This window comes from Pseudomonas sp. FP2300, assembly GCF_030687595.1.
Taxonomy (GTDB): Bacteria; Pseudomonadota; Gammaproteobacteria; order Pseudomonadales; family Pseudomonadaceae; genus Aquipseudomonas; species Aquipseudomonas bijieensis.
In genome coordinates this window covers 574,829-597,208 of sequence record NZ_CP117440.1, presented here as the reverse complement: position 1 = coordinate 597,208, position 22,380 = coordinate 574,829, and the positions used below count along the sequence as shown (strand labels likewise).

Annotated in this window: 26 protein-coding genes; 22 read left to right on the top strand and 4 right to left on the bottom strand. The window is 63.4% G+C overall.

What is annotated here, in order from left to right:
* Positions 1-84 precede the first annotated feature (84 nt).
* Positions 85-507, top strand: a complete 423-nt coding sequence (trxC, locus tag PSH86_RS02585; protein ID WP_232201278.1) for a thioredoxin TrxC — start codon at positions 85-87, stop codon at positions 505-507.
* Between the two features lie 152 nt (positions 508-659).
* On the opposite strand, the gene PSH86_RS02580 is transcribed toward trxC, so the two are convergent.
* Positions 660-1,430 carry a ParA family protein gene (locus PSH86_RS02580; RefSeq protein WP_109752084.1) on the bottom strand — a complete coding sequence of 257 codons (771 nt, stop codon included), beginning with the start codon at positions 1,428-1,430 and terminating at the stop codon, positions 660-662.
* A gap of 340 nt (positions 1,431-1,770) precedes the next feature.
* Here PSH86_RS02580 and PSH86_RS02575 point away from each other — a divergent pair, with 340 nt between their 5' ends.
* From PSH86_RS02575 to PSH86_RS02475, 21 genes are all read left to right on the top strand, one after another.
* Positions 1,771-2,499, top strand: a complete 729-nt coding sequence (locus PSH86_RS02575; RefSeq protein WP_109752083.1) for a beta-ketoacyl synthase chain length factor — start codon at positions 1,771-1,773, stop codon at positions 2,497-2,499.
* Entirely contained in the window at positions 2,475-3,284 is an 810-nt protein-coding gene (locus PSH86_RS02570; RefSeq protein ID WP_109752082.1) for a 1-acyl-sn-glycerol-3-phosphate acyltransferase, read from the top strand. Before PSH86_RS02575 ends, PSH86_RS02570 begins: the two co-directional genes overlap by 25 nt.
* Complete coding sequence (locus PSH86_RS02565) at positions 3,265-3,522, top strand: phosphopantetheine-binding protein (protein WP_109752081.1); 258 nt, start codon at positions 3,265-3,267, stop codon at positions 3,520-3,522. The genes PSH86_RS02570 and PSH86_RS02565 overlap by 20 nt, the downstream gene beginning before the upstream one ends.
* Before the next feature lie 9 nt (positions 3,523-3,531).
* Entirely contained in the window at positions 3,532-3,786 is a 255-nt protein-coding gene (locus PSH86_RS02560) for an acyl carrier protein (RefSeq protein WP_030140951.1), read from the top strand.
* The gene (locus PSH86_RS02555; RefSeq protein ID WP_109752080.1) at positions 3,783-4,328 is read left to right on the top strand and encodes a hypothetical protein; all 546 of its coding nucleotides are present in this window, start codon (positions 3,783-3,785) and stop codon (positions 4,326-4,328) included. Before PSH86_RS02560 ends, PSH86_RS02555 begins: the two co-directional genes overlap by 4 nt.
* A complete protein-coding gene (locus tag PSH86_RS02550) occupies positions 4,325-6,004 on the top strand; it encodes an AMP-binding protein (RefSeq protein ID WP_109752079.1) in 1,680 nt (559 codons plus the stop codon). The genes PSH86_RS02555 and PSH86_RS02550 overlap by 4 nt, the downstream gene beginning before the upstream one ends.
* A gap of 146 nt (positions 6,005-6,150) precedes the next feature.
* Positions 6,151-6,885, top strand: coding sequence for a glycosyltransferase family 2 protein (locus PSH86_RS02545; RefSeq protein ID WP_109752078.1), 735 nt, complete (start codon positions 6,151-6,153; stop codon positions 6,883-6,885).
* A complete protein-coding gene (locus PSH86_RS02540) occupies positions 6,882-7,826 on the top strand; it encodes a glycosyl transferase (RefSeq protein ID WP_109752077.1) in 945 nt (314 codons plus the stop codon). The genes PSH86_RS02545 and PSH86_RS02540 overlap by 4 nt, the downstream gene beginning before the upstream one ends.
* Positions 7,807-9,351 (top strand): histidine ammonia-lyase, encoded by a 1,545-nt coding sequence (hutH, locus tag PSH86_RS02535; RefSeq protein WP_109752076.1) that lies wholly within the window; start codon positions 7,807-7,809, stop codon positions 9,349-9,351. Before PSH86_RS02540 ends, hutH begins: the two co-directional genes overlap by 20 nt.
* On the top strand, positions 9,344-9,769 hold the full coding sequence (locus tag PSH86_RS02530; protein ID WP_109752075.1) for a thioesterase family protein: 426 nt from the start codon (positions 9,344-9,346) through the stop codon (positions 9,767-9,769). The genes hutH and PSH86_RS02530 overlap by 8 nt, the downstream gene beginning before the upstream one ends.
* Positions 9,766-10,359, top strand: coding sequence for an outer membrane lipoprotein carrier protein LolA (locus PSH86_RS02525; RefSeq protein ID WP_109752074.1), 594 nt, complete (start codon positions 9,766-9,768; stop codon positions 10,357-10,359). The genes PSH86_RS02530 and PSH86_RS02525 overlap by 4 nt, the downstream gene beginning before the upstream one ends.
* Entirely contained in the window at positions 10,343-12,682 is a 2,340-nt protein-coding gene (locus PSH86_RS02520; protein ID WP_305487547.1) for an MMPL family transporter, read from the top strand. The genes PSH86_RS02525 and PSH86_RS02520 overlap by 17 nt, the downstream gene beginning before the upstream one ends.
* Complete coding sequence (locus PSH86_RS02515) at positions 12,679-13,836, top strand: sodium:proton antiporter (protein ID WP_305487544.1); 1,158 nt, start codon at positions 12,679-12,681, stop codon at positions 13,834-13,836. The genes PSH86_RS02520 and PSH86_RS02515 overlap by 4 nt, the downstream gene beginning before the upstream one ends.
* On the top strand, positions 13,823-15,070 hold the full coding sequence (locus PSH86_RS02510) for an NAD(P)/FAD-dependent oxidoreductase (RefSeq protein WP_163855617.1): 1,248 nt from the start codon (positions 13,823-13,825) through the stop codon (positions 15,068-15,070). The genes PSH86_RS02515 and PSH86_RS02510 overlap by 14 nt, the downstream gene beginning before the upstream one ends.
* Positions 15,071-15,080: 10 nt before the next feature.
* Entirely contained in the window at positions 15,081-15,809 is a 729-nt protein-coding gene (locus tag PSH86_RS02505; protein ID WP_305487541.1) for a class I SAM-dependent methyltransferase, read from the top strand.
* Positions 15,806-16,288, top strand: a complete 483-nt coding sequence (locus PSH86_RS02500; RefSeq protein ID WP_109752069.1) for a DUF3261 domain-containing protein — start codon at positions 15,806-15,808, stop codon at positions 16,286-16,288. The genes PSH86_RS02505 and PSH86_RS02500 overlap by 4 nt, the downstream gene beginning before the upstream one ends.
* Complete coding sequence (locus PSH86_RS02495) at positions 16,285-17,481, top strand: beta-ketoacyl-[acyl-carrier-protein] synthase family protein (RefSeq protein WP_163855622.1); 1,197 nt, start codon at positions 16,285-16,287, stop codon at positions 17,479-17,481. The genes PSH86_RS02500 and PSH86_RS02495 overlap by 4 nt, the downstream gene beginning before the upstream one ends.
* A complete protein-coding gene (locus PSH86_RS02490) occupies positions 17,478-17,945 on the top strand; it encodes a hotdog family protein (protein ID WP_109752067.1) in 468 nt (155 codons plus the stop codon). Before PSH86_RS02495 ends, PSH86_RS02490 begins: the two co-directional genes overlap by 4 nt.
* Positions 17,942-18,670 (top strand): 3-oxoacyl-ACP reductase FabG, encoded by a 729-nt coding sequence (gene fabG / locus PSH86_RS02485; protein ID WP_109752066.1) that lies wholly within the window; start codon positions 17,942-17,944, stop codon positions 18,668-18,670. Before PSH86_RS02490 ends, fabG begins: the two co-directional genes overlap by 4 nt.
* A complete protein-coding gene (locus PSH86_RS02480; RefSeq protein ID WP_109752065.1) occupies positions 18,670-19,896 on the top strand; it encodes a beta-ketoacyl-ACP synthase in 1,227 nt (408 codons plus the stop codon). Before fabG ends, PSH86_RS02480 begins: the two co-directional genes overlap by 1 nt.
* Before the next feature lie 42 nt (positions 19,897-19,938).
* On the top strand, positions 19,939-20,385 hold the full coding sequence (locus PSH86_RS02475; RefSeq protein ID WP_003197008.1) for a hypothetical protein: 447 nt from the start codon (positions 19,939-19,941) through the stop codon (positions 20,383-20,385).
* A 150-nt stretch (positions 20,386-20,535) separates the two neighbouring features.
* Here PSH86_RS02475 and PSH86_RS02470 read toward each other — a convergent pair whose 3' ends face one another.
* The 3 genes from PSH86_RS02470 to PSH86_RS02460 all read right to left on the bottom strand — a co-directional run bounded on the left by PSH86_RS02470 (position 20,536) and on the right by PSH86_RS02460 (position 22,364).
* Positions 20,536-20,811 (bottom strand): PAAR domain-containing protein, encoded by a 276-nt coding sequence (locus tag PSH86_RS02470; RefSeq protein ID WP_109752064.1) that lies wholly within the window; start codon positions 20,809-20,811, stop codon positions 20,536-20,538.
* Positions 20,808-21,341: a PAAR domain-containing protein gene (locus tag PSH86_RS02465; RefSeq protein ID WP_109752063.1), complete on the bottom strand. Its 534-nt coding sequence runs from the start codon at positions 21,339-21,341 to the stop codon at positions 20,808-20,810. Before PSH86_RS02465 ends, PSH86_RS02470 begins: the two co-directional genes overlap by 4 nt.
* Before the next feature lie 579 nt (positions 21,342-21,920).
* A complete protein-coding gene (locus PSH86_RS02460; RefSeq protein ID WP_134922538.1) occupies positions 21,921-22,364 on the bottom strand; it encodes a DUF2846 domain-containing protein in 444 nt (147 codons plus the stop codon).
* Positions 22,365-22,380: the final 16 nt, after the last annotated feature.

Below are 22,380 nucleotides of genomic sequence, written 5' to 3'. Positions count from 1 at the left end.
AGCAGGCTCGCTCCAACAAAGGTTTGCGGTGCGCTTTGCACGGTGTTCAAATCTTCGCCAATGATTTTTCTGGAGACGGCCCCGATGCTGATCCCCTGCCCCCATTGCAACGGGCTCAACCGCATCCCCGCCGAACGCCTGGGCGACCAGCCCAAGTGCGGGCGCTGCAAGGCCCCAGTGCTATTGAACAAACCGTTCGAACTCAAGCAAGGCGACTACGCCAGCCAGATCAAGGGCGACCTGCCGTTGCTGGTGGATGTCTGGGCCGATTGGTGCGGACCGTGCAAGTCCTTCGCGCCGGTGTTCGAACAGGCCGCTGCGCAACTGACGGGTAAATGTCGGTTGGCCAAGCTCGACAGCGAGGCTAATCAGCAGTTATCGGCGCAGTTGGGGATCCGCTCGATTCCCAGCCTGATTCTGTTCAAGGACGGTCGGGAGGTGGCGCGTCAGAGTGGGGCGTTTCCCTTGCCTCAGTTGATGAGCTGGTTGCGCAGCCAGGGGATTTGAAGCCATGAGATAACTGTGGGAGCGGGCTGTTTGTGGGAGCAAAGCTTGCTCGCGATCCAGGCGCTGCGGTCCTCAAGAGACCGCGGCGTTTTCATCGCGGGCAAGCCTTGCTCCCACACAGTTGCTCCCACAGGGTTTTGCACAGGCCAGAATCAGGCGCCTTCCAGCAGGCTATGCAATTCCATGAACTGCTGGGTCAGCTTGTGCCGTGGGTCCAGGTGGATCAGCGGCAAACTGGCCTGGTGGGATTCGCGCATGCGCACCGAACTGCTCAGGTACACCGGCAGTACCGGCAGGCCTTCGGCGATCAGTTCGTCGAGGATCTGCTGGGGCAGGCTGGCGCGAGCCTGGAACTGGTTGACCACGATGCCTTCGACTTCCAGGCCCTCGTTATGGTCGTCCTTGAGCTCTTCGATTTCCGCCAGCAGGCCATACAGGGCCTGACGGGAGAAGCTGTCACAGTCGAAGGGGATCAGCACCCGATCGGCGGCGATCAACGCTGAAACCGCATAGAAATTCAGCGCTGGCGGGGTATCCAGGTAAATCCGGTCGTAATCTTCCTCCAGTTCTTCAAGCAGTTTGCGCAGCTTGTTGATCTTGTGCTTGGCCTCAAGCTTGGGCTGCAGATCCGTCAGCTCCGCCGTGGCGGTGATCACGTGCAAGTTGTCGAACGGCGTTTCGTAGATATCCACCTTGTTCTTTTTCGAAAAGGGCCCGGATGACAGGGTTTGCTTGAAGAAATCGGCAATGCCCATGGGGATGTCATCGCCGGTCAGGCCCGTCAGGTATTGCGTGGAGTTGGCCTGGGCATCCAGATCCACCAACAGCGTGCGATAGCCTTCGCTGGCGCTGACTGCCGCCAGGTTGCAGGCGATGCTGGATTTGCCCACGCCACCTTTCTGATTGAACACCACACGCCGCATGTCAAAACCTCCGTGTATCAAAGATCCCCGAGTGTAGTAGGCCGCGACACCGCTTAGCTACCTTCTGCGTAGAAGGACTACGGCAACAGTGGCTTTTCCAACAATCGAAGCGTCAATTCGCCCGGAAAATGACAGAAAGAACCGACAGACAGGCGAGCAATGATCGCGACAATAGTTTGCAACTGAACCAAGTCGTACATTTCGCTGGACAAAATGTAACCAGTATTTGCTACAAGCCAACCGCACCGGGATAATGCGCGCCACTTGGGTCGCAAGGCCATGCAGGGTTGGACGCGGGTCAAACCACTGAGCCGTGACAATAAAAGCCCGCAGGGGTGGGATGAATTTTGTGATCAATTTCAATATCGCCCAATGGCGCGCGTGGGCCCCTGGGCTCGAAAGCGTGGACGACTGGCAGGCCTGGAGCCGACAGCCGGTCGTATTGCCGCCCAGCGATGCCTCCCCTGACGTATCGTTCCTGCCGGCCATGCAGCGTCGGCGCCTCAGCCGCCTGGCGCGGATGGCCTTCAGTGTTGGCTGGCCGCTGGCCGAGGATCGGCCGGACCTACCGTTGGTCTTTATTTCCCGCCACGGCGAAACCCCACGCACTTTCGAGATTCTCAAGGACCTGGCAGCCGACCAGCCCTTGTCGCCGACCCAATTCAGCCTGTCGGTGCACAACGCAGTGATTGGCCTGTGGTCGATCATGCGAGGCGAAACCAGCGAAATGACTGCCCTGGCCGCTACCGGCGACGGGTTGGAGCACGGTGTGCTGGAAGCCGCCGCACTGTTGAACGAAGGCTCGCCGGCGGTGTTGCTGGTGATCACCGAGGAGCAACCCCCGCAGGTCTACGCGCCGTGGGTCAATGACGTGCCGTTTCCCTATGCCATGGGCTTGCTGCTAACCCCGGGCGACGACTGGCAACTGGACCTGTGTGCGCAAACCGGCCAATTGCCTGGCAGCGACTGGCCCCATGCCCTGGATCTGTTGCGTACCCTGCTGAACAACGAAACCACCTGCCAACATGCCTGGAAGAATCGTGTATGGACCTGGCAACGCAACCGGTGACCGGTAAACATCGCGACGCTTATTACTGGCGCCTGATCGCGACCGCCGCAAGCTTCGCCCTGTTCGGGCTGGGCGGGCTGTGCCTGCGTTTGCTGGTGTTTCCGTTGCTGGCCTGGTGGCCCGGCGATGCCCAGGCCCATCGGCAACGGGCCCGTCGCACGGTCGGGCGGTTGTTCTGGTTCTTCATCCGGTTCATGGCCCGCACCGGGGTGCTGACCTACCGGATCGACGGCGCCGAACGGCTCGGCCGCCCCGGACAAATGATCATCGCCAATCACCCGTCGCTGATCGACGTGGTGTTCCTGATCGGGCTGGTGCCCAACGCCAACTGCGTGGTCAAGCAAAGCCTGTGGGACAACCCCTTCACCCGCGGCCCGCTGCGCTCGACCCAATACATCAGCAACGACGGCAGCATGGACATGCTTGATGCCGCCAGCGATGCCCTGCAGGATGGCCAGACCCTGATCGTCTTCCCCGAAGGCACGCGCACCCAGCCCGGCCAGGCACCGGCCTTTCATCGGGGGGCGGCGGCCATTGCCCTGCGGGGTGCGAAAATCCTCACGCCCGTCACCATCAAGGTTTGCCCCACTACTCTGACCAAGGCCGAACCCTGGTATCGCATTCCCCAGCGCCGCGTGCACTTCAGTTTTCGCGTGGGGGCCGATATAGACCCACAGGCCTTCGCCGCGCTCGGCCCACCACCCCAGGCTTCGCGCAGGCTCAACGATTTTTTGCATCACTATTTCATCAAGGAGCTCGCCGAAGATGAGCGATCTGCACCGTGACATCAAACAGCTGATCATCGATGCCCTCGGCCTGGAGGACATAAGCATCGACGATATCGGCGACCACCAGACCCTGTTCGGCGAAGGCCTGGGCCTGGACTCGGTGGATGCCCTGGAGCTAGGCCTGGCGATCCAGAAGAAGTACGGCATCAAGATCGATGCCGACGCCAAGGACACCCGTAACCATTTCAGCAATGTGGCAAGCCTTGCGGCCTTCGTCACTGCAAAAAGCGCCTGAGACCAGACCATGCAAACTCGTGACGACATCTTCAACACCCTGCGCGATGCTCTGGTCGAGCTCTTCGAGCTGGACCCCGAGCGCGTGACGCTGGAATCGAACCTGTACCAGGACCTGGAAATCGACAGCATCGATGCGGTCGACCTGATCGACCACATCAAGCGTCAGACCGGCAAGAAAATCGCCGCCGAAGAATTCAAGTCGGTGCGCACCGTCAATGACGTGGTCGAGGCGGTCTATCGACTGGTCCAACCGGCCGCATGACCCGGCTGATTGGCCTCGGCCTGCTGCTGGCGGGCCTGCTGTACCCCTTTGCGGTGTATTTCGGCATGGAGCACTTCGCCCCGTGGCAGTTCGGGTTGCTGCTCGGCAGCCTGTGGCTGGCCCGGGCATTGCTTGGCAAGGGCGGGCCCGGCAGCCGCTGGATGGCGGCCACGGCGATCGTGTTTTGCGTACTGCTGGCGCTGTTCGACAGCCCGCTCCTGCTGCGCTGGTACCCGGTGCTGATCAGCGCGTTCATGCTCGGGCTGTTCGTCCTGAGCCTGAAATACGGCCCGCCGATGATCGAACGCCTGGCCCGCCTGCGCGAACCGCAGCTACCTGCCAAGGCGGTGGTGTATACCCGCCAGGTCACAGTGGCCTGGAGTGTGTTTTTCCTGTGTAACGGTTTGCTCGCCGCCGCCCTGACCCTCTGGGCGCCGCTGAGCTGGTGGATGTTGTACACCGGCCTGATTTCCTACGGATTGATGGGGCTGCTGTTTGCCATTGAATGGCTCATACGACAACGGGTAAGAGGCCGCCCATGAATTGGATAACACTTGAGCAGATTCTGCTCAGGACTGAACCGGAACGCGCCGTCGCGCTCGATCCGGCGCTCAGTCACACGCAACTGCGGGGCGCGGCGTTGAGCCTGGCGGCCGGCCTGCAAGCCCGTGGCGTGCGGCATGTGGCGGTGCACCTGGAAGACGCCGCCGACCTGGCCATCGCCCTGCTCGGCGCCTGGCGCGCCGGAGTCCGGGTCTTGCTTCCCGCCGACCTGCAGGTGCAGACGCGCCAGCGCTGGGCGGCGGACGTGGACCTGTGGCTGACCGACCAGCCCGGCGACACGCATCCCAACGACGTGCAACAGGCGCCGATGGACGCCGCCGAACTGGACCTCGATCACTGCTGGCTGAGCCTGTGCACCTCCGGCTCCAGCGGCGAGCCCAAGCGCATCGAGAAAACCCTGCGCCAGTTGAGTAACGAAGTCCACGCCCTGGAGCACTTGTGGGGCGCCGACCTGGGGCCGGCCTGCATGATCGGCAGCGTTGCCGCCCAGCATATCTACGGGTTGCTGTTCCGGGTGCTGTGGCCGCTGTGCGCCGGGCGCCCGTTCGTGCGTCGGCAATTGGCGTTTCCCGAGGACCTGCAACGCGCCAGCCGCGAACAACCGGCCTTCGCCTGGGTCGCCAGCCCGGCGCTGCTCAAGCGCATGGGCGATAACCTCGATTGGCCGGCCCTGAGCAGCGTGCGCCGGGTGTTCTCCTCTGGCGGCGCCTTGCCCCCCGAGGCTGCACAAAGCTTGCAGCAACGTCTGGGACAATGGCCGACGGAAATTTTCGGCAGTTCGGAAACTGGCGGTATCGCCTGGCGTCAGGGTGACGGATTGTGGCAGCCCTTTGCCGGCGTCGAGCTCAGCCAGGACAGCGACGGCGCCTTGCTGATCGCTTCGCCCTATCTGCCGGCCGGGCATGTGGAACACACCGCCGACGCGGCGCGAATCGCCACAGATGGACGCTTTGAGCTGCTCGGGAGACTGGATCGCATCGTCAAGCTCGAAGAAAAACGCATCTCCCTGCCGATGCTGGAACAAGCGCTGATGGCCCACGACTGGGTCAGCGAAGCGCGGCTGGGGGTGGTGCAGGAGAAGCGCGCCTCCCTTGGCGCACTGGTGGTGCTCAGCGAAAACGGCCTGCACGCCTTGCGCAACCTGGGCCGGCGCGCCGTTACCGAAGGCCTGCGTCGGCACCTGAGCGAACATTGCGAAACCCTTGCCCTGCCCCGGCGCTGGCGCTGGCTGCGGCAGTTGCCGCTCAACGCCCAGGGCAAGTTGCCCCAGGCCGAGGTCGAGGCGTTGCTGATGGCGCCACGTCCCAAAACCCCTGACGTGCTGGAGCAAGTCGAAACCGACGGTGAGTGGAACCTGCAACTGGTCGTGCCTGCGGACCTTGCATACTTCAGCGGCCACTTCCCCACCGCGCCAGTGTTGCCAGGCGTAGTGCAGGTCGACTGGGCCTTGAGCCTGGGCCGGCAATTGATGGACCTGCCGCCCCGGTTCGTCGGCATGGAGGTGCTGAAGTTCCAGCAACTGGTTCGCCCTGGCGATGAAGTCCAACTGCACCTGCGCTTCGACCGCGAGCGCGGCAAGCTGTACTTTGCCTACCGCAATGACACGGCGGCCTGTTCCAGTGGGCGGATTGTGTTGGGGGAAAACAATGCCTAGGCACCTGTACAAATCACTGTGGCGAGGGAGCTTGCTCCCGTTGGGCTGCGAAGCAGCCCCTGGTATTTCAAGAGCGAGTGCTTCGCACTTGAGCGGGAGCAAGCTCCCTCGCCACAAAATGCTCCTTGGCCACCGAGACATGCCGCATGCATAACCCCTGCGCCGTCATCCCGGTCTACAACCACGAAACCGCCATCTCGGCCGTGGTGCAGGCGTTGCTCGCCAACGGCCTGCCTTGTGTGCTGGTGGATGACGCCAGCAGCCCGGCGTGCGCCGCCGTGCTGGAGCGGTTGGCCGAAGACGAGCGGGTTCATCTGGTCAGGCTGGCGATCAACCAGGGCAAGGGTGGCGCGGTGATGACCGGCCTGCGGGAAGCGGCGCGCCTGGGTTTCAGCCACGCCTTGCAGGTGGACGCCGACGGACAGCACGATCTTGGCGACGTGAAGACTTTCATCGAGCAATCCCGCGCCCACCCGGACGCGGTGATCTGTGGTTATCCGCACTACGACGCCAGCGTGCCGAAAGGTCGTCTGTACGCGCGCTACCTGACTCACATCATGGTCTGGATCAACAGCCTGTCCCTGCAAATCCGCGACTCCATGTGCGGCTTTCGGGTCTATCCCCTGCCACCGACCCTGGCGCTGATCGACTCGGCCAACATCGGCAAGCGCATGGATTTCGATTCAGACATCCTCGTGCGCCTGGCCTGGCGCAATCAACCGATGCACTGGCTGCACACCCGGGTCCATTACCCCCAGGACGGGGTCTCGCACTTTCGCCTGTTCCACGACAACGTGCTGATTTCCAGCATGCACACCCGGTTGTTCTTCGGCATGCTGGTGCGCTTTCCCCTGATTCTCTGGCGACGGTGGCGGGCATGAGCCTTCAGGCAGACAAGCAACATTGGGCCGACCGCCAGGAGCGCGGCAGTTTCTGGCTGATGAAACTCACCGCAGTCGCCGCCAAGGTGCTCGGCCGGCGCTTATTGACCCCGGTGCTGTACGGCATCGTCCTGTACTTCTTCATTTTCGGCCGCAGCGCCCGCCAGGCCGCCTGGCAATACCAGCAGCGCCTGGCCGAATGGAGCGAGCGCCCCGAACTGCGCCCGACCCACCGGCGGGTGTTCGGCCAGTTCATGGCGTTTGCCGATTCCCTGTTGGACAAGCTCGATGTCTGGAACGGCAAGCTGAGCATCGACCAGATCGAAATCGTCGACCCGGCGCTACTGCGCAATCACTTGCGTGACGCCCGCGGGCAGATGCTGGTGGGCGCGCATCTTGGCAACCTGGAAATGTGCCGGGCCCTGGCCGAGCTGGGCGAGAAGGTGACCATGAACGTGCTGGTGCACACCAAGCACGCCGAGCAGTTCAACCGCTTGCTCGGTGAAGCCGGCGCCACGCACCTGCGGCTGATCCAGGTCAGCGAGCTGGACCCGGTGATCATGTTGCAACTGAGTGAACGCCTGGAGCGTGGCGAGTGGCTGGCGATTGCCGGCGACCGCGTACCGCTGCACGGCGGACGCAGTGTGACCGTGGATTTCATGGGCCACCCGGCGGCATTCCCCCAGGGGCCCTGGTTGCTGGCTGGCCTGCTGAAATGCCCGGTCAACCTGCTGATGTGCCTCAAGCACGAGGGACGCTATCGCGTCACCCTGGAACCCTTCGCCGATGCCGTGGCGTGGAAACGCAACGACCGCGAGCAAGTGATCGCCCACTGGGCCGGCCGCTATGCCGAGCGCCTGGCGCAGTATTGCCTCCAGGGCCCCCAACAGTGGTTCAACTTTTACCCTTTCTGGAAGACCGATGACGATGCCCACTCTTGAGCCGGTAACCTTCGGCGAATGCCCCTTGCGCATTGAAGATGTGCTGGCCCTGGCCAACCGCCGGGCGCCGACGCAGTTGCAGGATGACCCGGCGTTCCGCCAACGGATTGCCAAGGGTGCGCAATTCCTCGATTCCCTGCTGGACAAGGAAGGCGTGATCTACGGCGTGACCACCGGTTACGGCGACTCTTGCGTGGTGGCCGTGCCGTTGCACCACGTCGAGGCCCTGCCGCGTCACCTGTACACGTTCCATGGCTGCGGCCTGGGCAAGTTGCTCGACGCCCAGGCCACCCGTGCGGTGCTGGCGGCGCGTTTGCAGTCGCTGTGCCACGGCGTGTCGGGGGTGCGGGTGGAACTGCTGGAACGCCTGCAGGCCTTCCTTGAACACGACATCCTGCCGCTGATTCCGGAAGAAGGCTCGGTGGGCGCCAGTGGCGACCTGACCCCGCTGTCCTACGTCGCCGCGACCCTGTCCGGCGAGCGGGAAGTGATGTTCCGTGGCGAGCGGCGCCTGGCTGCGGACGTGCACCATGAACTGGGCTGGACCCCGCTGGTGCTGCGGCCCAAGGAAGCCCTGGCGCTGATGAACGGCACCGCCGTGATGACCGGCCTGGCCTGCCTGGCCTTCGCCCGCGCGGACTATCTGCTGCAACTGGCGACCCGCATCACCGCGCTAAACGTTGTCGCCCTGCAAGGCAACCCGGAACACTTCGACGAGCGCCTGTTCGCCGCCAAGCCACACCCGGGGCAGATGCAAGTCGCCGCGTGGCTGCGCAAGGACCTGGCGATCGACGCGCCGACCGCGCCGCTGCATCGCCTGCAGGATCGCTATTCCCTGCGCTGCGCCCCTCACGTGCTCGGCGTACTGGCGGACAGCCTGGGCTGGTTGCGTTCGTTCATCGAAACCGAACTCAACAGCGCCAACGACAACCCGATCATCGACGCCGAAGCCGAGCGCGTACTGCACGGCGGGCATTTCTACGGCGGGCATATCGCCTTCGCCATGGACAGCCTGAAGAACCTGGTGGCCAACGTCGCCGACTTGCTGGATCGCCAGCTCGCGCTGCTGGTGGACGAGCGTTACAACCACGGCCTGCCGAGCAACCTGTCCGGCGCCAGCGCCGAGCGGGCGATGCTCAACCATGGCTTCAAGGCCGTGCAGATCGGCACCAGTGCCTGGACCGCCGAAGCCCTGAAAAACACCATGCCGGCCAGCGTGTTCTCGCGCTCCACCGAATGCCACAACCAGGACAAGGTGAGCATGGGCACCATCGCCGCCCGGGACGCGATCCGCGTGCTGGAGCTGACTGAGCAAGTGGCCGCCGCAACGCTGCTGGCCGCCAACCAGGGCGTGTGGCTACGCAGCCGCGCCGAAGACGCGCGACCGCTGCCCCCGGCCCTGGCCGCCATGCACCAGCAACTGGCCGAGGATTTCGCCCCAGTCATCGAAGACCGCGCCCTGGAAGGCGAACTGCGACTGTGCCTGCAACGCATCGCCGACCAACACTGGAGGCTGCATGCGTAACCAAGGTGTTTTGCACGTCGACACGCAGATCGTGGTGCCATTTTTCGATGTCGATTCGATGAACGTGGTCTGGCACGGCCACTACGTCAAATACCTGGAAGTGGCCCGCTGCGCCTTGCTCGACCTGATCGGCCACAACTACAACGACATGCTCGAATCCGGCCATGCGTGGCCGATCATCGACCTGCAACTGCGCTACGTGCGCAGCGCCGTGTTCGGCCAGGCGCTGACCGTGCGTGCCAGCCTGGTGGAATGGGAAAACCGACTGAAGATCAACTACCTGATCAGCGACGCCGCCACAGGCGAACGCTTGACCCGCGCCAGTTCGGTACAAGTGGCCGTGGACCTCGCCAGTCGCGAAATGCTGTTGGCCTCGCCTCGGGTCTTTGTCCAAGCCGTTGAAAGGAAACTGCCATGAAGCGCCTGTCAGTCTGGCTGTTGCTGTGCTGCCTGGCGCCCCTGGCCCAGGCGTTCGACTTGCAACAGCTGAGCGACCAACTGGCCCGCCCGGAAGTGATCCACGGGCAGTTCATCCAGGAAAAACACCTGCGCGCCCTGCCCCAGCCACTCACCAGCAAGGGACGCTTCGTGCTGGCGAAAAAACACGGCCTGCTGTGGCTGCTGCAAACCCCGCTGCAACAGGACTACCGCATCACCCCCCAGGGCATCGCCCGGCGGGACGGCAACGCCTGGCAGATGTTGCCGAACAAGAGCGCCGGGGCCGAGCAGAACCGCTTGTTCCTGGCGGTATTGCAGGGCGACAGCAGTGGCTTGCTGCGGGACTTCGAATTGAGCCTGTCGGGCGAGCCACAACAGTGGAAACTCACCCTGACCCCACGCTCGGTGCTGCTCAAGCAGGTCTTCAACCAGATCAACATCGACGGCGGCGAACTGGTGCAGCGCATCGAACTGCTGGAAACCCAGGGCGACAGCACCGTGCTGCGCATGCAGGACAGCATCAGCACGCAACCCTTGAGCGAAGCGGAGCAACATGATTTTGCCGAGTGAACGGATGCTGCCCCGGCTGTTCCTGGTCCTGCTGCTGGCAGTGCTGGCGCTCGCCGGTTGGCAATGGCGCAATGGCGCACCGCTGTCGGCCAATCTCATGGAGCTGGTGCCGGGCACGTCGCCCGATGCCCTGGAGCTGATCGCCGAGCAACGCATGCAGGAGCCGCTCAATCGTGAAGTGCTGGTGTTGGTCGGCCACACCGACCGCCAGCAAGCCATCGCCCTGGCACAGACCCTGGGTGAGCAATGGCAGGCCAGCGGCCTGTTCGACAAGGTCCAGTGGACGTTGCAGGCCGACTTGCCGGCGCTGCGCACGCAATTGCTCAACGGGCGGTTGGCGATGCTCTCGGCGGCGGACCGCCAGCAATTGATCGAGCAGCCCCAAGCGTTTATCCAACAACGGGTGCAGGCCCTGTTCGATCCATTCAGCGGCTTCAGCCTGGTGCCGAACCAGGATGACTGGCTGGGCCTGACCGGGCGCATCCAGAACAGCCAGCCACAACGCGGCGCGATCAAATTCGATATTGGCAGCGGTGCGTTGGTCGCCGATGCCGACGGTAAGAGCTGGGTGATGCTGCGGGCTCGCGCCCAGGGCAACGCCTTCGACATGAACCTGCCGTTGCAAGTGGCCGAACTGCTGCAGCGCAGCCGCGACCAGGCGGGCCAGGCCCAAGGGCAACTGCTGGCGGCCAGCGGCCTGCTGTACGCCGCCAGCGGCCAGCAACAGGCCTCGCGGGAAATCACCTGGGTCGGCGGTGGCGCGACGGTCGGCATCTTGCTGCTGTTGTTACTGGCCTTCCGGCGTTTGCGCGTGTGGCTGGCGTTCGTGCCAGTGCTGGTGGGCATGCTGTTCGGCGCGGTGGCGTGCGTGGCCTTGTTCGGGCGCATGCATGTGATGACCCTGGTCCTGGGGTCCAGCCTGATCGGCGTCGCGGTGGACTACCCGCTGCACTACCTGTCCAAGAGCTGGAGCCTCAAGCCCTGGCGCAGCTGGCCGGCCTTGCGCCTGACTCTGCCGGGGCTGAGCCTGAGCCTGGCGACCACCTGCATCGGCTACCTGGCCCTGGCCTGGACGCCGTTCCCGGCCCTGACCCAGATCGCGATATTTTCCGCCGCCGGGCTGGTAGGCGCCTACTTGACCGCCGTCTGCCTGCTGCCAGCGTTGCTCAAGGGTGCCGATTTGCGCCCGGCCCAGTGGCCGCTGCGGCTGTGCGAATGCCTGCTCCAGACCCGCCAGGCGCTGTTGGCGCGGGTGCCCACGCCAGTGCTGCTGGTGTTGCTGCTGAGTTTTTGCGCAGGCGGTCTATGGCACCTGACCACCAAAAACGACATTCGCCAGTGGATCGGCACGCCCCAGCACCTTACCGACGAAGCCCGCGACATCGCGCGCATCACCGGCTTCCAGCCCACCAGCCAGTTCTTCCTGATCCGCGCCGGCGACCAGGCACAACTGCTGGAGCGCCAGACCGCCCTCAACGAACGGCTGGATCAGTTGATCGGCCTGGAGAAACTCCAGGGCTACCTGTCGCTTAACCAACTGGTCAGCCCACCCGCCGAACAGCAGAAAGTGCGTGAGGCCCTGGCCCGCCTGCCAGCCTTCTGGCAACCGCTGTTGGACCTGGGCGTGCCGGTCGCCGCGCTGCAAACGGAGCTGGCGCAACTGCAAGCCTTGCCGGTGGAAGACATCAATGCAGCGTTGACCGGCCCCTTGGCCGAGCCCTATCGCACACTCTGGCTCGGCCCGACAGAACAAGGCGTGGCCGCCATGATCAGCCTGCAAGGCTTGAACGATGCCGCGCTGCTGCGGGTGCAGGCGGTGGATTTGCCAGGCGTGCAACTGGTGGATCGCCTGGGCGACCTGAACCGGGTCTTCGCCGCCACGCAGGTCAGCGCCGCCGAGTTGAAACTGGCCTCCTGCGTGCTGATTGTGCTGGTGCTGATCTGGCCGTTTGGCGTCGGCGGCGCCTTGCGCATCGTGGCACTGCCGCTGCTGGCTGCGCTGTGCAGCCTGGCGAGCCTCGGCTGGCTGGGGCAGCCACTGACCTTGTTCAGCCTGTTCGGCCTGTTGCTGGTGACGGCCATCGGCGTCGACTACGCGATCCTGATGCGCGAGCAGATCGGCGGTGCCGCCGTGAGCCTGCTGGGCACGTTCCTGGCGGCGGTCACCACCTGGCTGTCGTTCGGCCTGCTGGCGCTGTCCAGCACCCCGGCGGTGAGTAACTTCGGCCTGGCAGTGAGCCTGGGGCTGGCCTTCAGCTTCATGCTGGCGCCGTGGGCCGGGCATCAGGCCCACGCGGCTGCCGTCGCGGAGCCCGCCCCATGATGACCCTGCTGTTCTGGCTCATGGCCCTGGGCTTGTTCGCTGTCGCAACCCGCATAGGCTGTCGCTTCGGGTTGATCCCGATTGTCAGCCAGTTGTTGCTGGCGACCTTCGGCCTGCCCCTGCTGATGTATTTCTGGATCGAGCCGGGCTGGCAGCTCAGCGGCGCGCAACTGGTGTCGCCGGTGTGGCTGAAGAACCTCTACAGCCTCGCGTTCGCGCTGTTGCTGGGGCACATTCTCAGCGACGTGATCGACCTGCGCCTGGATCGCCAGAGCGTGAAGATCGCCCTGCCCAGCTTCGTCGTTCCGTTTGCCTGCGGCCTGGCGACAGCGTTCTGGCTGCTGCCGCCCCAACCCTGGATCAGTTCCCTGGCGGTGGGGCTGCTGTTTGCGATCACCGCGATCCCGGTGCTGTACCTGTACCTGCGTCACATCGACTATCCGCCCGCCGCCACGCGGCGATTGGTGCAAACGGCGATCCTGATCGACCTGGCCTGCTGGAGCCTGTTCGGCCTGGCCCAGGGCAGCCTCCACTTGAGCAGCCTGTTGCTGTCGCTGGCCTGCGCCGGCGTGCCGCTGCTGTTGCGCCTGCTCGGCCTGCGCCAGCCGTTGCTGTACAGCGGCGTGTTCTTTGCGCTGTTGGTGGTGGCCGAGCACTACCGGCTCAATGCACTGATCGTCGGCATCGGCTATCTGCTGTGCATGGCCGCGCTCAAAGTGCCCTTGCGGCTGCCGCTCGATGCCGCCTGGATGCAGGGTTTGCAGACGTACCTGGCGATCCCGCTGATCCTCACGTTCGGCATTGTGCAGATCAACGTCCACAGCGCCATGAACAGCCTCGACTGGGTGCAATTGACGGCGTTGCTGCTGTTGCCCATCGCCAGCAAACTGCTGGGCAACTGGCTGGGGCTGGGATGGGCCGCCGCTCCCTTCGCCGGCGCCAGTCGTTGGCGCGAAAGTGTCTTGCTGAATATTCGCGGCTTGAGTGAAATCGTCTTCCTCAATCTGCTCTTGCAACAACAGCTCATCAGCCCCGCGCTGTACTTCATGCTGATGCTGATGGGACTGATCGCGACATTGCTGCCGGCCTTGGCCGGTTTCCACCGTATTCCCTCGATTGCCGTCCCGGCCAGGAGCTCCAGTGCCAACAGTTGAAATGGAACGTCGGCAGGTCGTCGTCATCGGCGCAGGCCCTTCCGGCGCTATCGCGGCGGCGCTGCTCAAGCGCAAGGGCCACGATGTGCTGGTCATCGAGCGCCAGCATTTCCCCCGGTTCTCCATCGGCGAGAGCCTGTTGTCCCATTGCCTGGATTTCGTCGAAGAAGCCGGCATGCTCGACGCGGTGAATGCCGCTGGATTCCAGCGCAAGAACGGCGCCGCGTTCGCCTGGGGTGAGCGCTACAGCGCCTTCGATTTCGGCGACACCTTCAGCAACGGCAAGCCCACGACCTTCCAGGTGCAACGCGCCGACTTCGACAAACTGCTGGCCGACCAGGCTGCGCTGCAAGGCGTGGAGATCCGCTACGGCCAAGCCATTGCCAGCGCCGATTTCACTCTCGCCAAGCCGCAACTGGGCGTGCAGCGCGAAGACGGCAGCGAGTACCGGGTCGAAGCCGACTTCGTGCTCGATGCCAGCGGCTATGGCCGAGTCCTGCCGCGCCTGCTGGACCTTGAGGCACCGTCGAACTTCCCGGTGCGCCAGGCCGTGTTCACCCATATTGAAGATCGCATCGACGCGGCGACTTTCGACCGCGAAAAAATCCTCATCACCACCCATCCGAGCAAGCGCGACGTGTGGTTCTGGACCATTCCGTTCAGCGGCGGGCGTTGCTCGGTGGGCGTGGTCGCCGCCGCGGAACATTTCGCTGGCCGCACCGACGACCTCGATGCCTGCCTGCGCGGCTTCATCGACGAAACCCCAAGCCTGGCCGGCGTGCTGCGCAACGCCGTGTGGGACACCCCGGCGCGGACCATCGGCGGCTACTCGGCCAACGTCAAGACCCTGCATGGTCCTGGCTTCGCCCTGCTGGGCAACGCCGCGGAATTCCTCGACCCGGTATTCTCCTCCGGCGTGACCATCGCCATGCGTTCGGCGAGCATGGCCGCCGACGTACTCCACCGTCAGTTGCAAGGCCAAAGCGTGGACTGGCAAAGCGAGTTCGCCGAACCCCTCAAGCGCGGCGTCGACACCTTCCGCTGCTATGTCGAGGGCTGGTACGCCGGCACCTTCCAGGACGTGATTTTCTATACCGAGGGTTCGGACGACATCCGTCGCATGATCAGCTCGATCCTGGCCGGCTACGCCTGGGATCAGCGCAACCCGTTCGTCAGCGAACCCAAGCGGCGCCTGCGCATGCTTTCGGAAATCTGTGCGAGCCCGGCACCATGAGTCAGCAACCATGAGCTACCTGAGCGACAACTACGTCGAAGAAACCCGCTTCGGCTTCTGGTTCCTGCGCAGCCACACCTGGCAGCACCATGTGTTGCGCGTGGCGATCAACGACCTGCGCAGCCTGTTCAGCACCCCGCTGCCGGCCAACCCGGTGCTGCTGGACGCTGGCTGCGGCCAGGGCAAGTCGTTCCAGTACCTGCGCCAGGTGTTCACGCCGCAACGCCTGATCGGCGTGGATGCCGACCCCCACAGTCTGGATCTGAGCCGTGAGGAAGCCGCGCGCCAGGGCATCACCGTGGAGCTGATCGGCAGCGACTGCGCGACATTGACGGTGCCCGATGCCAGCGTCGACCTGCTGTTCTGCCACCAGACCTTCCATCACCTGGTGGAGCAGGAAAAGGCCCTCGCCGAGTTCTATCGCGTACTCAAGCCCGGCGGCTACTTGATGTTCGCCGAATCCACCGAAGCCTACATCGACACCTGGGTGATTCGCTGGCTGTTCCGCCATCCCATGCACGTGCAGAAAAGCGCCGCGCAATACCTGGAGATGATCCGCGAACAGGGTTTCCAGTTCGAGGCCCGCAACGTGTCCTACCCGTACCTGTGGTGGAGCCGTGCCAAGGATTTCGGCCTGCTGGAACGCTTTGGCCTGCGTCGTCCCAAGCCATTTGGCGAGCGGGAGGAAACCCTGGTCAACGTGGTGGCTCGCAAACCTCTCGAAGGGGCTGCCGGATGATCCGTGGCCTGCTGATCGCCTGTGTGTTGCTGCTCAGTGCCTGCGCCAGCCACGCGCCGCTGCCCGCGCGCATGCCGACCCTGGCGTTGCCGATGCAACTGCACATCGAGCGGACAATGGCCGGCCAACGCCAGGACTGGTTGCTGGTGATCCAGCGCGAAGACGCCAGCATCCGTTGGTCGATGATGGACCCGCTGGGCATTCCAGCGGCCCGTCAGCGCCTGGTCGCTGGCCAGTGGCAGGCCGACGGTCTGCTGCCGCCCAACGCCGAGGCCCGGGAGTTGTTCGCCGCGCTGCTGTTCGCCCTGACCCCCGAAGCCGAACTGCCCGACAACTACCCGGCCGCCCGGCAACAGGCGTCGCAACGGAGCCTCGATAGTCGCTGGCTGGTGCGCTACAAGCAGCCGCTGGATTTTGAACTGAGCCTGCCCCAAGGCCCCCGCTACCGCATCACACCGTTGACCGAGAACGCCCCATGACCGCCTATTTGAATGCCCTCGGGGTGATCTGCGCCCTGGGCCGCGACAGACATAGCGTCGCGCGCAACCTGTTTGCCGGCGACTGCTCGGGCGTGCGCATCGAGGATGGCTGGGTGGCCGAACGCGCCTTGCCGGTCGCCTCGGTGCCGGGGGAACTCGCGCCCATCCCCCCTGTCCTTGCGGCGCAACGCAGCCGCAACAACCAACTGCTGCTGGAAGCCGGGTTGCAGATTCGCGCAGAGATCGACCAGGCCATCCAGGCCTACGGTCATGCCCGTATCGGCATCGTCCTGGGCACCAGCACGTCGGGCATCGATGAGGCCAGCCAGGGCATCGCCCACTACCTGCGCGAACAACGCTTCCCCGATGGCTACGACTATCAGCAACAGGAACTCAGCGCGCCGGCCAATTTTCTTTCCGACTGGCTCGGCCTGAGCGGTCCGTCCTACGTGATCTCCACGGCCTGCACCTCCAGCGCCCGCGCCTTGATGAGTGCCCGACGCCTGCTGGACCTGGGCCTGTGCGATGCCGTGCTGTGCGGTGGCGTGGACAGCCTGTGCAAACTGACCCTCAACGGTTTTTCCGCACTGGAAGCGGTATCGAGCGAACGCTGCAATCCGTTTTCGGTGAACCGCAGCGGCATCAACATCGGCGAAGCGGCGGTGCTGTTCCTGATGAGCAAGACCCCGGGAGACGGCCCCAGGATCGCCCTGCTGGGCGACGGCGCCAGTTCCGATGCCCATCATATTTCCGCCCCCGAGCCCAGCGGTCGCGGCGCCCGCCAGGCCATGGAAAAAGCCCTGCATTGCGCGGGCCTCGAAGCCAGCCAGATCGACTACCTGAACCTGCACGGCACCGCCACGCAGCACAACGACGCCATGGAGAGCCAGGCGGTGGCCGGGCTATTTCCGGCGGGCGTGCCCTGCTCGTCCACCAAACCCATGACCGGCCATACCCTCGGCGCGGCCGGGGCGCTGGAAGCGGCGTTCTGCTGGCTGGCCCTGAGCCCCCAAAACAGCGCCCAGGCCCTGCCACCGCATGTCTGGGACGGCCAGGCCGATCCTGCGTTGCCGGCGCTGGACTGGGTCACCGCCAGCACCCGCCTGAACCCGGCCATCCCGCGCCGCCTGATGAGCAATTCATTTGCCTTCGGCGGCAACAACGTCAGCCTGATTATCGGAGACGCCCCATGATTGACTGGCCGCTCGCCGAACTGCTGCCCCACGCAGGGGACATGATCCTCATCGACCGGATCCTGTCGTTCGATGACGAACAGATCCATACCCACACCACCGTCAAGCCTGGTGGTTTGTTCAACCGCGAAGACGGCGCGCTGCCGGCCTGGGTCGGCATCGAGCTGATGGCCCAGAGCGTCGCGGCGTTTGCCGGTTGCCATGCGCGCCGGCGCGGCGATGCCGTGGAGCTGGGCTTTTTGCTCGGCACCCGCAAGTTCGAATGCAACGTCGACTGTTTTCCCGTCGGTGCCGAGCTGAGCATCCACGGCGTGCGCTCCCTGGAAGACGACAACGGCATGGGCGTGTTCGAATGCCACATCCACGCCCCCGGCATCCATGCCACGGCCCGGCTCAACGTTTTCCGTCCGCCCAAGGCCGCCCATTACCTTCATGAACCGTCCGCAACAGGAAACCCGTCATGACTGAATCCGTACTGGTCACCGGCTCCAGCCGTGGCATCGGCCGCGCCATCGCCCTGCGCCTGGCCGAGGCCGGGCACGACATCGTGCTGCATTGCCGCAGCGGCCGCGCCGAGGCCGAAGCGGTCCAGGCAGAAATCCAGGCCCTGGGCCGCCAGGCGCGAGTACTGCAATTCGACGTGTCCGACCGCGCTGCCTGCAAAGCGACTCTCGAAGCCGACGTCGAAACCCACGGCGCCTATTACGGCGTGGTGCTCAATGCCGGCCTGACCCGCGATGGCGCCTTCCCGGCCCTGAGCGAAGACGACTGGGATGTGGTGATGCGCACCAACCTCGACGGTTTCTACAACGTGCTGCACCCGGTGATGATGCCGATGATCCGGCGTCGCGCCGCCGGGCGGATCGTCTGCATCACCTCGGTCTCCGGGCTGATCGGTAATCGCGGGCAGGTCAACTACAGTGCTTCGAAGGCCGGTTTGATCGGTGCGGCGAAGGCGTTGGCAATCGAGCTGGGCAAGCGCAAGATCACCGTCAATTGCGTCGCGCCCGGCCTGATCGACACCGCCATGCTCGATGAAAACGTACCCGTGGAAGAACTGATGAAAATGATCCCCGCCCAGCGCATGGGCACTGCGCAAGAAGTGGCGGGTGCGGTGAATTTCCTGATGTCCGCCGAAGCCGGCTACATCACCCGGCAAGTCCTGGCCGTCAACGGAGGCTTGTGCTGATGAAGCGCGTTGTCGTCACCGGCATGGCCGGTATCACCTCCATAGGCAGCGACTGGGAAACCATCGCCGCCAACTTCGCCGCCAATCGCAGCGGCATCCGGCGCATGGATGAGTGGGACCGCTTCAGCGAACTGAACACGCGGCTGGCCGGCCCCATCGACGACTTCCAGGTCCCGGCCCACTGGACCCGCAAGCAATTGCGCAGCATGGGCCGCGTCTCGCGCCTGGCGGTCGCCGCGGCGGAACAGGCCCTGGCCGACGCAGGCCTGTTGGGCGATGAGTCGATCAAGGACGGGCGCATGGGCGTGTCCTGTGGCTCGTCCACCGGCAGCACCGACGAAATCAAGGCGTTCGGCAACATGCTGCTCAACAGCGTGGCCGAAGGGCTGAACGCCAACTCCTACGTGCGGATGATGCCGCACACCACGGCAGCCAACATCAGCATCTTCTTTGGGCTGACCGGGCGCCTGATCCCCACCTCCAGCGCCTGCACCAGCGGCAGCCACGGCATCGGCTATGCCTACGAGGCCATCAAGTTCGGGCGCCTGCCGCTGATGCTGGCCGGCGGCGCCGAAGAGCTGTGCCCGACCGAAGCGATGGTCTTCGATGCGCTGTACGCCACCAGCCTGAAAAACGATGCGCCGCAAACCAGCCCACGTCCCTACGACAAGGGCCGCGATGGCCTGGTGATCGGCGAAGGCGCCGGCATACTGGTACTCGAAGAACTGGAACACGCCCTGGCCCGTGGCGCAAAAATCCATGCCGAGATCGTCGGCTTTGGCAGCAACGCCGACGGCCAGCACGCCACCCGACCCGAACTGAGCACCATGCGCCGGGCCATGGAGCTGGCCCTGGAAGACGCCGGCCTCGAACCCTCGGCCATCGGCTACGTCAACGGCCACGGCACCGCGACTGAGCAGGGCGACATCGCCGAGACCCTGGCCACCAGCAGCCTGTTTGGCGAACACATGCCCATCAGCTCGCAAAAGAGCTTCCTCGGCCACACCCTGGGTGCCTGCGGGGCGCTGGAGTCCTGGTTCAGCATCGAAATGATGAATCGCGACCTGTACGTGCACACCTTCAACCTCGATGAGGTCGATCCCCAGTGCGGCAAGCTCGATTACCTGCGCAACGAATTCCGGCCGATGAGCCACGAATACGTGATGAACAACAACTTCGCCTTTGGTGGGGTCAACACCTCGCTGATCTTCCGCCGCTGGCGCTGAATCGGATTCAAAACCCTGTTACCCCTCGTCAAGGAGACCCTGATGTCGTTGAAGAAAATCGCCGTAACCGCCGCCCTGTTGCTCAGCACCCTGCCAAGCCTCAGCCAGGCCCGTGATACCGCGCTGTTCCTGCCGTTCGACAAAGTCGTCGCCGAGGCCATCCGCACCGGCAAGATCGACGGCAGCGTGAAGTTCTACCTGGCCGGCAACAAACCGGCCGGCAACGTCACCGTGGTCAGCCCAGGAGCGGTGACCAACAAGAAAACCAACGCCTTCAACAAATCCGATGAAGTGGCCTGCGAATGGGTGCTGCAATCGGCACTGATCAGCCTGCACCAGGCCGCCAAGAACGCCGGCGCCAACGCCGTCACCAACATCGTCAGCTTCTACAAGAGCAACGAACGCAAGGACCCGACCACCTATGAATGCCACGCTGGCGCGATCATGGCGGGCGTTGCGTTGAAAGGGGATCTGGCGAAGGTGCAATAAACCCGGATCCGCCGCAATCGCGAGCAGGCTCGCTCCCACAGTCAGGGTGTACGCAATCTGGTATGCCACCAAATCCTGTGGGAGCGAGCCTGCTCGCGATTGCAGTGGGTCAGCACCGATGATGTTGGCTGGGCTACCGTCATCACCTCTTCATTTGTAGGTAGCCCAGAGCACCGAAGGGATCAGTCGCGCTTTGCAGGGGCAGGTACTGTGGCTATCCAGCGTGCCGGCCATATGCCTGCCATGACTGACCATATGCGCGATGCCGCCGCTGATCTGATAGGTTTTTCCATCCCGGCCACACGAGACGCGATCACCTTCGCGGGCATGCAGCAGGCCAAACATGTTGCCCCTGCTATCGCCTTCCAGCACTTTCCCACCACAAGTGGTCTTGTCACCCAAACCGATGAAGTACCCCTCTCTCATTGGATGTTCTCCTTCACCCCATTCGAGTGCAGGTAATGAACATCCGCCAGTTTGAGAGCGGGCAAAAAGTCCTCCGCCATCGGCACGCCTTCACGCACGATGATCAGAAAACGTCTCTGCGGCGTATTGATGATCTCGTCGCCATTGCTCAAGCGGCTGCCGACCAGGGCGATGTTGCTATTGGCGGCCCCGGCGGCGGTTACGATCCGCGCGGTGCTGCCATCGGCGTACACAACCTGGTCGCCTTTCTGCGCCGCTTGTACTTTCCAGCCATTATCCAGGGTGAACGTCAACGACGATGACACTTGCTGGATCGTTCCGCCGTAACGCGTCTGGCTACCCTCGGTGGCCACCCGGTAAATAGCGATTGGGGGATGAGCCATGACGAACGCTTTTTGTTGATTAAGAAATGTGATGACTTTTTCGTCAAAACCATCAAGCGGCTGTTGCTCCAAGTACAAATCGTCCAAATGACGGAGATATTCACGAGAGACTTCGTTGGTGTATGGGGTGTAGGAAGATGAGTGCATTTCCAAGGGCCTTATTCACGGGCTTTGGGCTACTTCCCTTTCCGCCGGGAAGGAGCATTGGGCCAGACAATTCGGAATGATGAATAAGACGTTGCTACGCTGGTGACTCGCAACCCCAGCAGCGTGGACATCTGGAGCAAATAGGAAACATCGCAACTAGGAATGCGAATTTCCCTACAGCCAACAGGAACTCTATGCAGGGCGCTCGTGGTTTGTACGGGGGGCTCCAGCATGTTCTCTTCCTGAAAGTTTTCGGAAGAAATAACCTATCGAAGACGCGCGAAGAGGGGGCGATATATAGATACCGCATGAGGCGGTGTCAGGCGGTGTACAGGTGTTGTGGATACATAATCCGTGTGGGGACGTACTAGCTCGTGATGAACCCTGGCGGTAATTGGGGGCCTCGCATCATGCTGGCCGGTTCAGGTACTGGCATGCAGTCAGTCCCAACGCTTTGACAATTTTTTGTTCAATGGTCCTGGAAAGTTCAGACAACGCATTGATCACCATCAGGCTAACCCCATAGAAAAGGGCGCTTTTCAGCGCCCTCTCAAACAGCACGGATCAGAGACAGTCGAGTCACTCAGCTTGAATCAACTTGCTTTCCACTACCCCGGCACGGCCGGTTTTTTCATCGACAACCTGCAGGTTGTTACGAGCCTTGATGAAACCCACTTTCACTTCCTGCCAGACAAAATAGTTCTTGCCCGCTTCTGTGCTGAGCTTGAGCTCTGAATCGTTTTCCGCAGACGACACCAACGTCTGCTGGCCAGCCGGTACCGATAGCATCAAATACGACTTGGCAACGGTCTGCCCGACAGCTTTACCGTTGAGCGTTACCGGCATTTTCACCCCGGCGCCCATGCTTTCGTTGCGATAAACGTAGATGTTCGCTTTGTCAGGAACGGTCTGGAAGGTTTTCGCCTGAGCATCCTGGGTGTCATCCGCCATTTTTACCGAAGCACACCCCGTGGTCAGCGCGGCGACTGCCAGCAAGGCAGTAAAGGTCAACTGCTTGAACATCCTGTTTCTCCATGAT

What these genes read in the sequence shown, in the direction of transcription:
- trxC (WP_232201278.1), top strand. Translation starts at nt 85, where the DNA reads ATGCTGATCCCCTGCCCCCATTGCAACGGGCTCAACCGCATCCCCGCC.
- PSH86_RS02580 (WP_109752084.1), bottom strand. Translation starts at nt 1,430, where the DNA reads ATGCGGCGTGTGGTGTTCAATCAGAAAGGTGGCGTGGGCAAATCCAGC.
- PSH86_RS02575 (WP_109752083.1), top strand. Translation starts at nt 1,771, where the DNA reads ATGAATTTTGTGATCAATTTCAATATCGCCCAATGGCGCGCGTGGGCC.
- PSH86_RS02570 (WP_109752082.1), top strand. Translation starts at nt 2,475, where the DNA reads ATGGACCTGGCAACGCAACCGGTGACCGGTAAACATCGCGACGCTTAT.
- PSH86_RS02565 (WP_109752081.1), top strand. Translation starts at nt 3,265, where the DNA reads ATGAGCGATCTGCACCGTGACATCAAACAGCTGATCATCGATGCCCTC.
- PSH86_RS02560 (WP_030140951.1), top strand. Translation starts at nt 3,532, where the DNA reads ATGCAAACTCGTGACGACATCTTCAACACCCTGCGCGATGCTCTGGTC.
- PSH86_RS02555 (WP_109752080.1), top strand. Translation starts at nt 3,783, where the DNA reads ATGACCCGGCTGATTGGCCTCGGCCTGCTGCTGGCGGGCCTGCTGTAC.
- PSH86_RS02550 (WP_109752079.1), top strand. Translation starts at nt 4,325, where the DNA reads ATGAATTGGATAACACTTGAGCAGATTCTGCTCAGGACTGAACCGGAA.
- PSH86_RS02545 (WP_109752078.1), top strand. Translation starts at nt 6,151, where the DNA reads ATGCATAACCCCTGCGCCGTCATCCCGGTCTACAACCACGAAACCGCC.
- PSH86_RS02540 (WP_109752077.1), top strand. Translation starts at nt 6,882, where the DNA reads ATGAGCCTTCAGGCAGACAAGCAACATTGGGCCGACCGCCAGGAGCGC.
- hutH (WP_109752076.1), top strand. Translation starts at nt 7,807, where the DNA reads ATGACGATGCCCACTCTTGAGCCGGTAACCTTCGGCGAATGCCCCTTG.
- PSH86_RS02530 (WP_109752075.1), top strand. Translation starts at nt 9,344, where the DNA reads ATGCGTAACCAAGGTGTTTTGCACGTCGACACGCAGATCGTGGTGCCA.
- PSH86_RS02525 (WP_109752074.1), top strand. Translation starts at nt 9,766, where the DNA reads ATGAAGCGCCTGTCAGTCTGGCTGTTGCTGTGCTGCCTGGCGCCCCTG.
- PSH86_RS02520 (WP_305487547.1), top strand. Translation starts at nt 10,343, where the DNA reads ATGATTTTGCCGAGTGAACGGATGCTGCCCCGGCTGTTCCTGGTCCTG.
- PSH86_RS02515 (WP_305487544.1), top strand. Translation starts at nt 12,679, where the DNA reads ATGATGACCCTGCTGTTCTGGCTCATGGCCCTGGGCTTGTTCGCTGTC.
- PSH86_RS02505 (WP_305487541.1), top strand. Translation starts at nt 15,081, where the DNA reads ATGAGCTACCTGAGCGACAACTACGTCGAAGAAACCCGCTTCGGCTTC.
- PSH86_RS02500 (WP_109752069.1), top strand. Translation starts at nt 15,806, where the DNA reads ATGATCCGTGGCCTGCTGATCGCCTGTGTGTTGCTGCTCAGTGCCTGC.
- PSH86_RS02495 (WP_163855622.1), top strand. Translation starts at nt 16,285, where the DNA reads ATGACCGCCTATTTGAATGCCCTCGGGGTGATCTGCGCCCTGGGCCGC.
- PSH86_RS02490 (WP_109752067.1), top strand. Translation starts at nt 17,478, where the DNA reads ATGATTGACTGGCCGCTCGCCGAACTGCTGCCCCACGCAGGGGACATG.
- fabG (WP_109752066.1), top strand. Translation starts at nt 17,942, where the DNA reads ATGACTGAATCCGTACTGGTCACCGGCTCCAGCCGTGGCATCGGCCGC.
- PSH86_RS02480 (WP_109752065.1), top strand. Translation starts at nt 18,670, where the DNA reads ATGAAGCGCGTTGTCGTCACCGGCATGGCCGGTATCACCTCCATAGGC.
- PSH86_RS02475 (WP_003197008.1), top strand. Translation starts at nt 19,939, where the DNA reads ATGTCGTTGAAGAAAATCGCCGTAACCGCCGCCCTGTTGCTCAGCACC.
- PSH86_RS02470 (WP_109752064.1), bottom strand. Translation starts at nt 20,811, where the DNA reads ATGAGAGAGGGGTACTTCATCGGTTTGGGTGACAAGACCACTTGTGGT.
- PSH86_RS02465 (WP_109752063.1), bottom strand. Translation starts at nt 21,341, where the DNA reads ATGCACTCATCTTCCTACACCCCATACACCAACGAAGTCTCTCGTGAA.
- PSH86_RS02460 (WP_134922538.1), bottom strand. Translation starts at nt 22,364, where the DNA reads ATGTTCAAGCAGTTGACCTTTACTGCCTTGCTGGCAGTCGCCGCGCTG.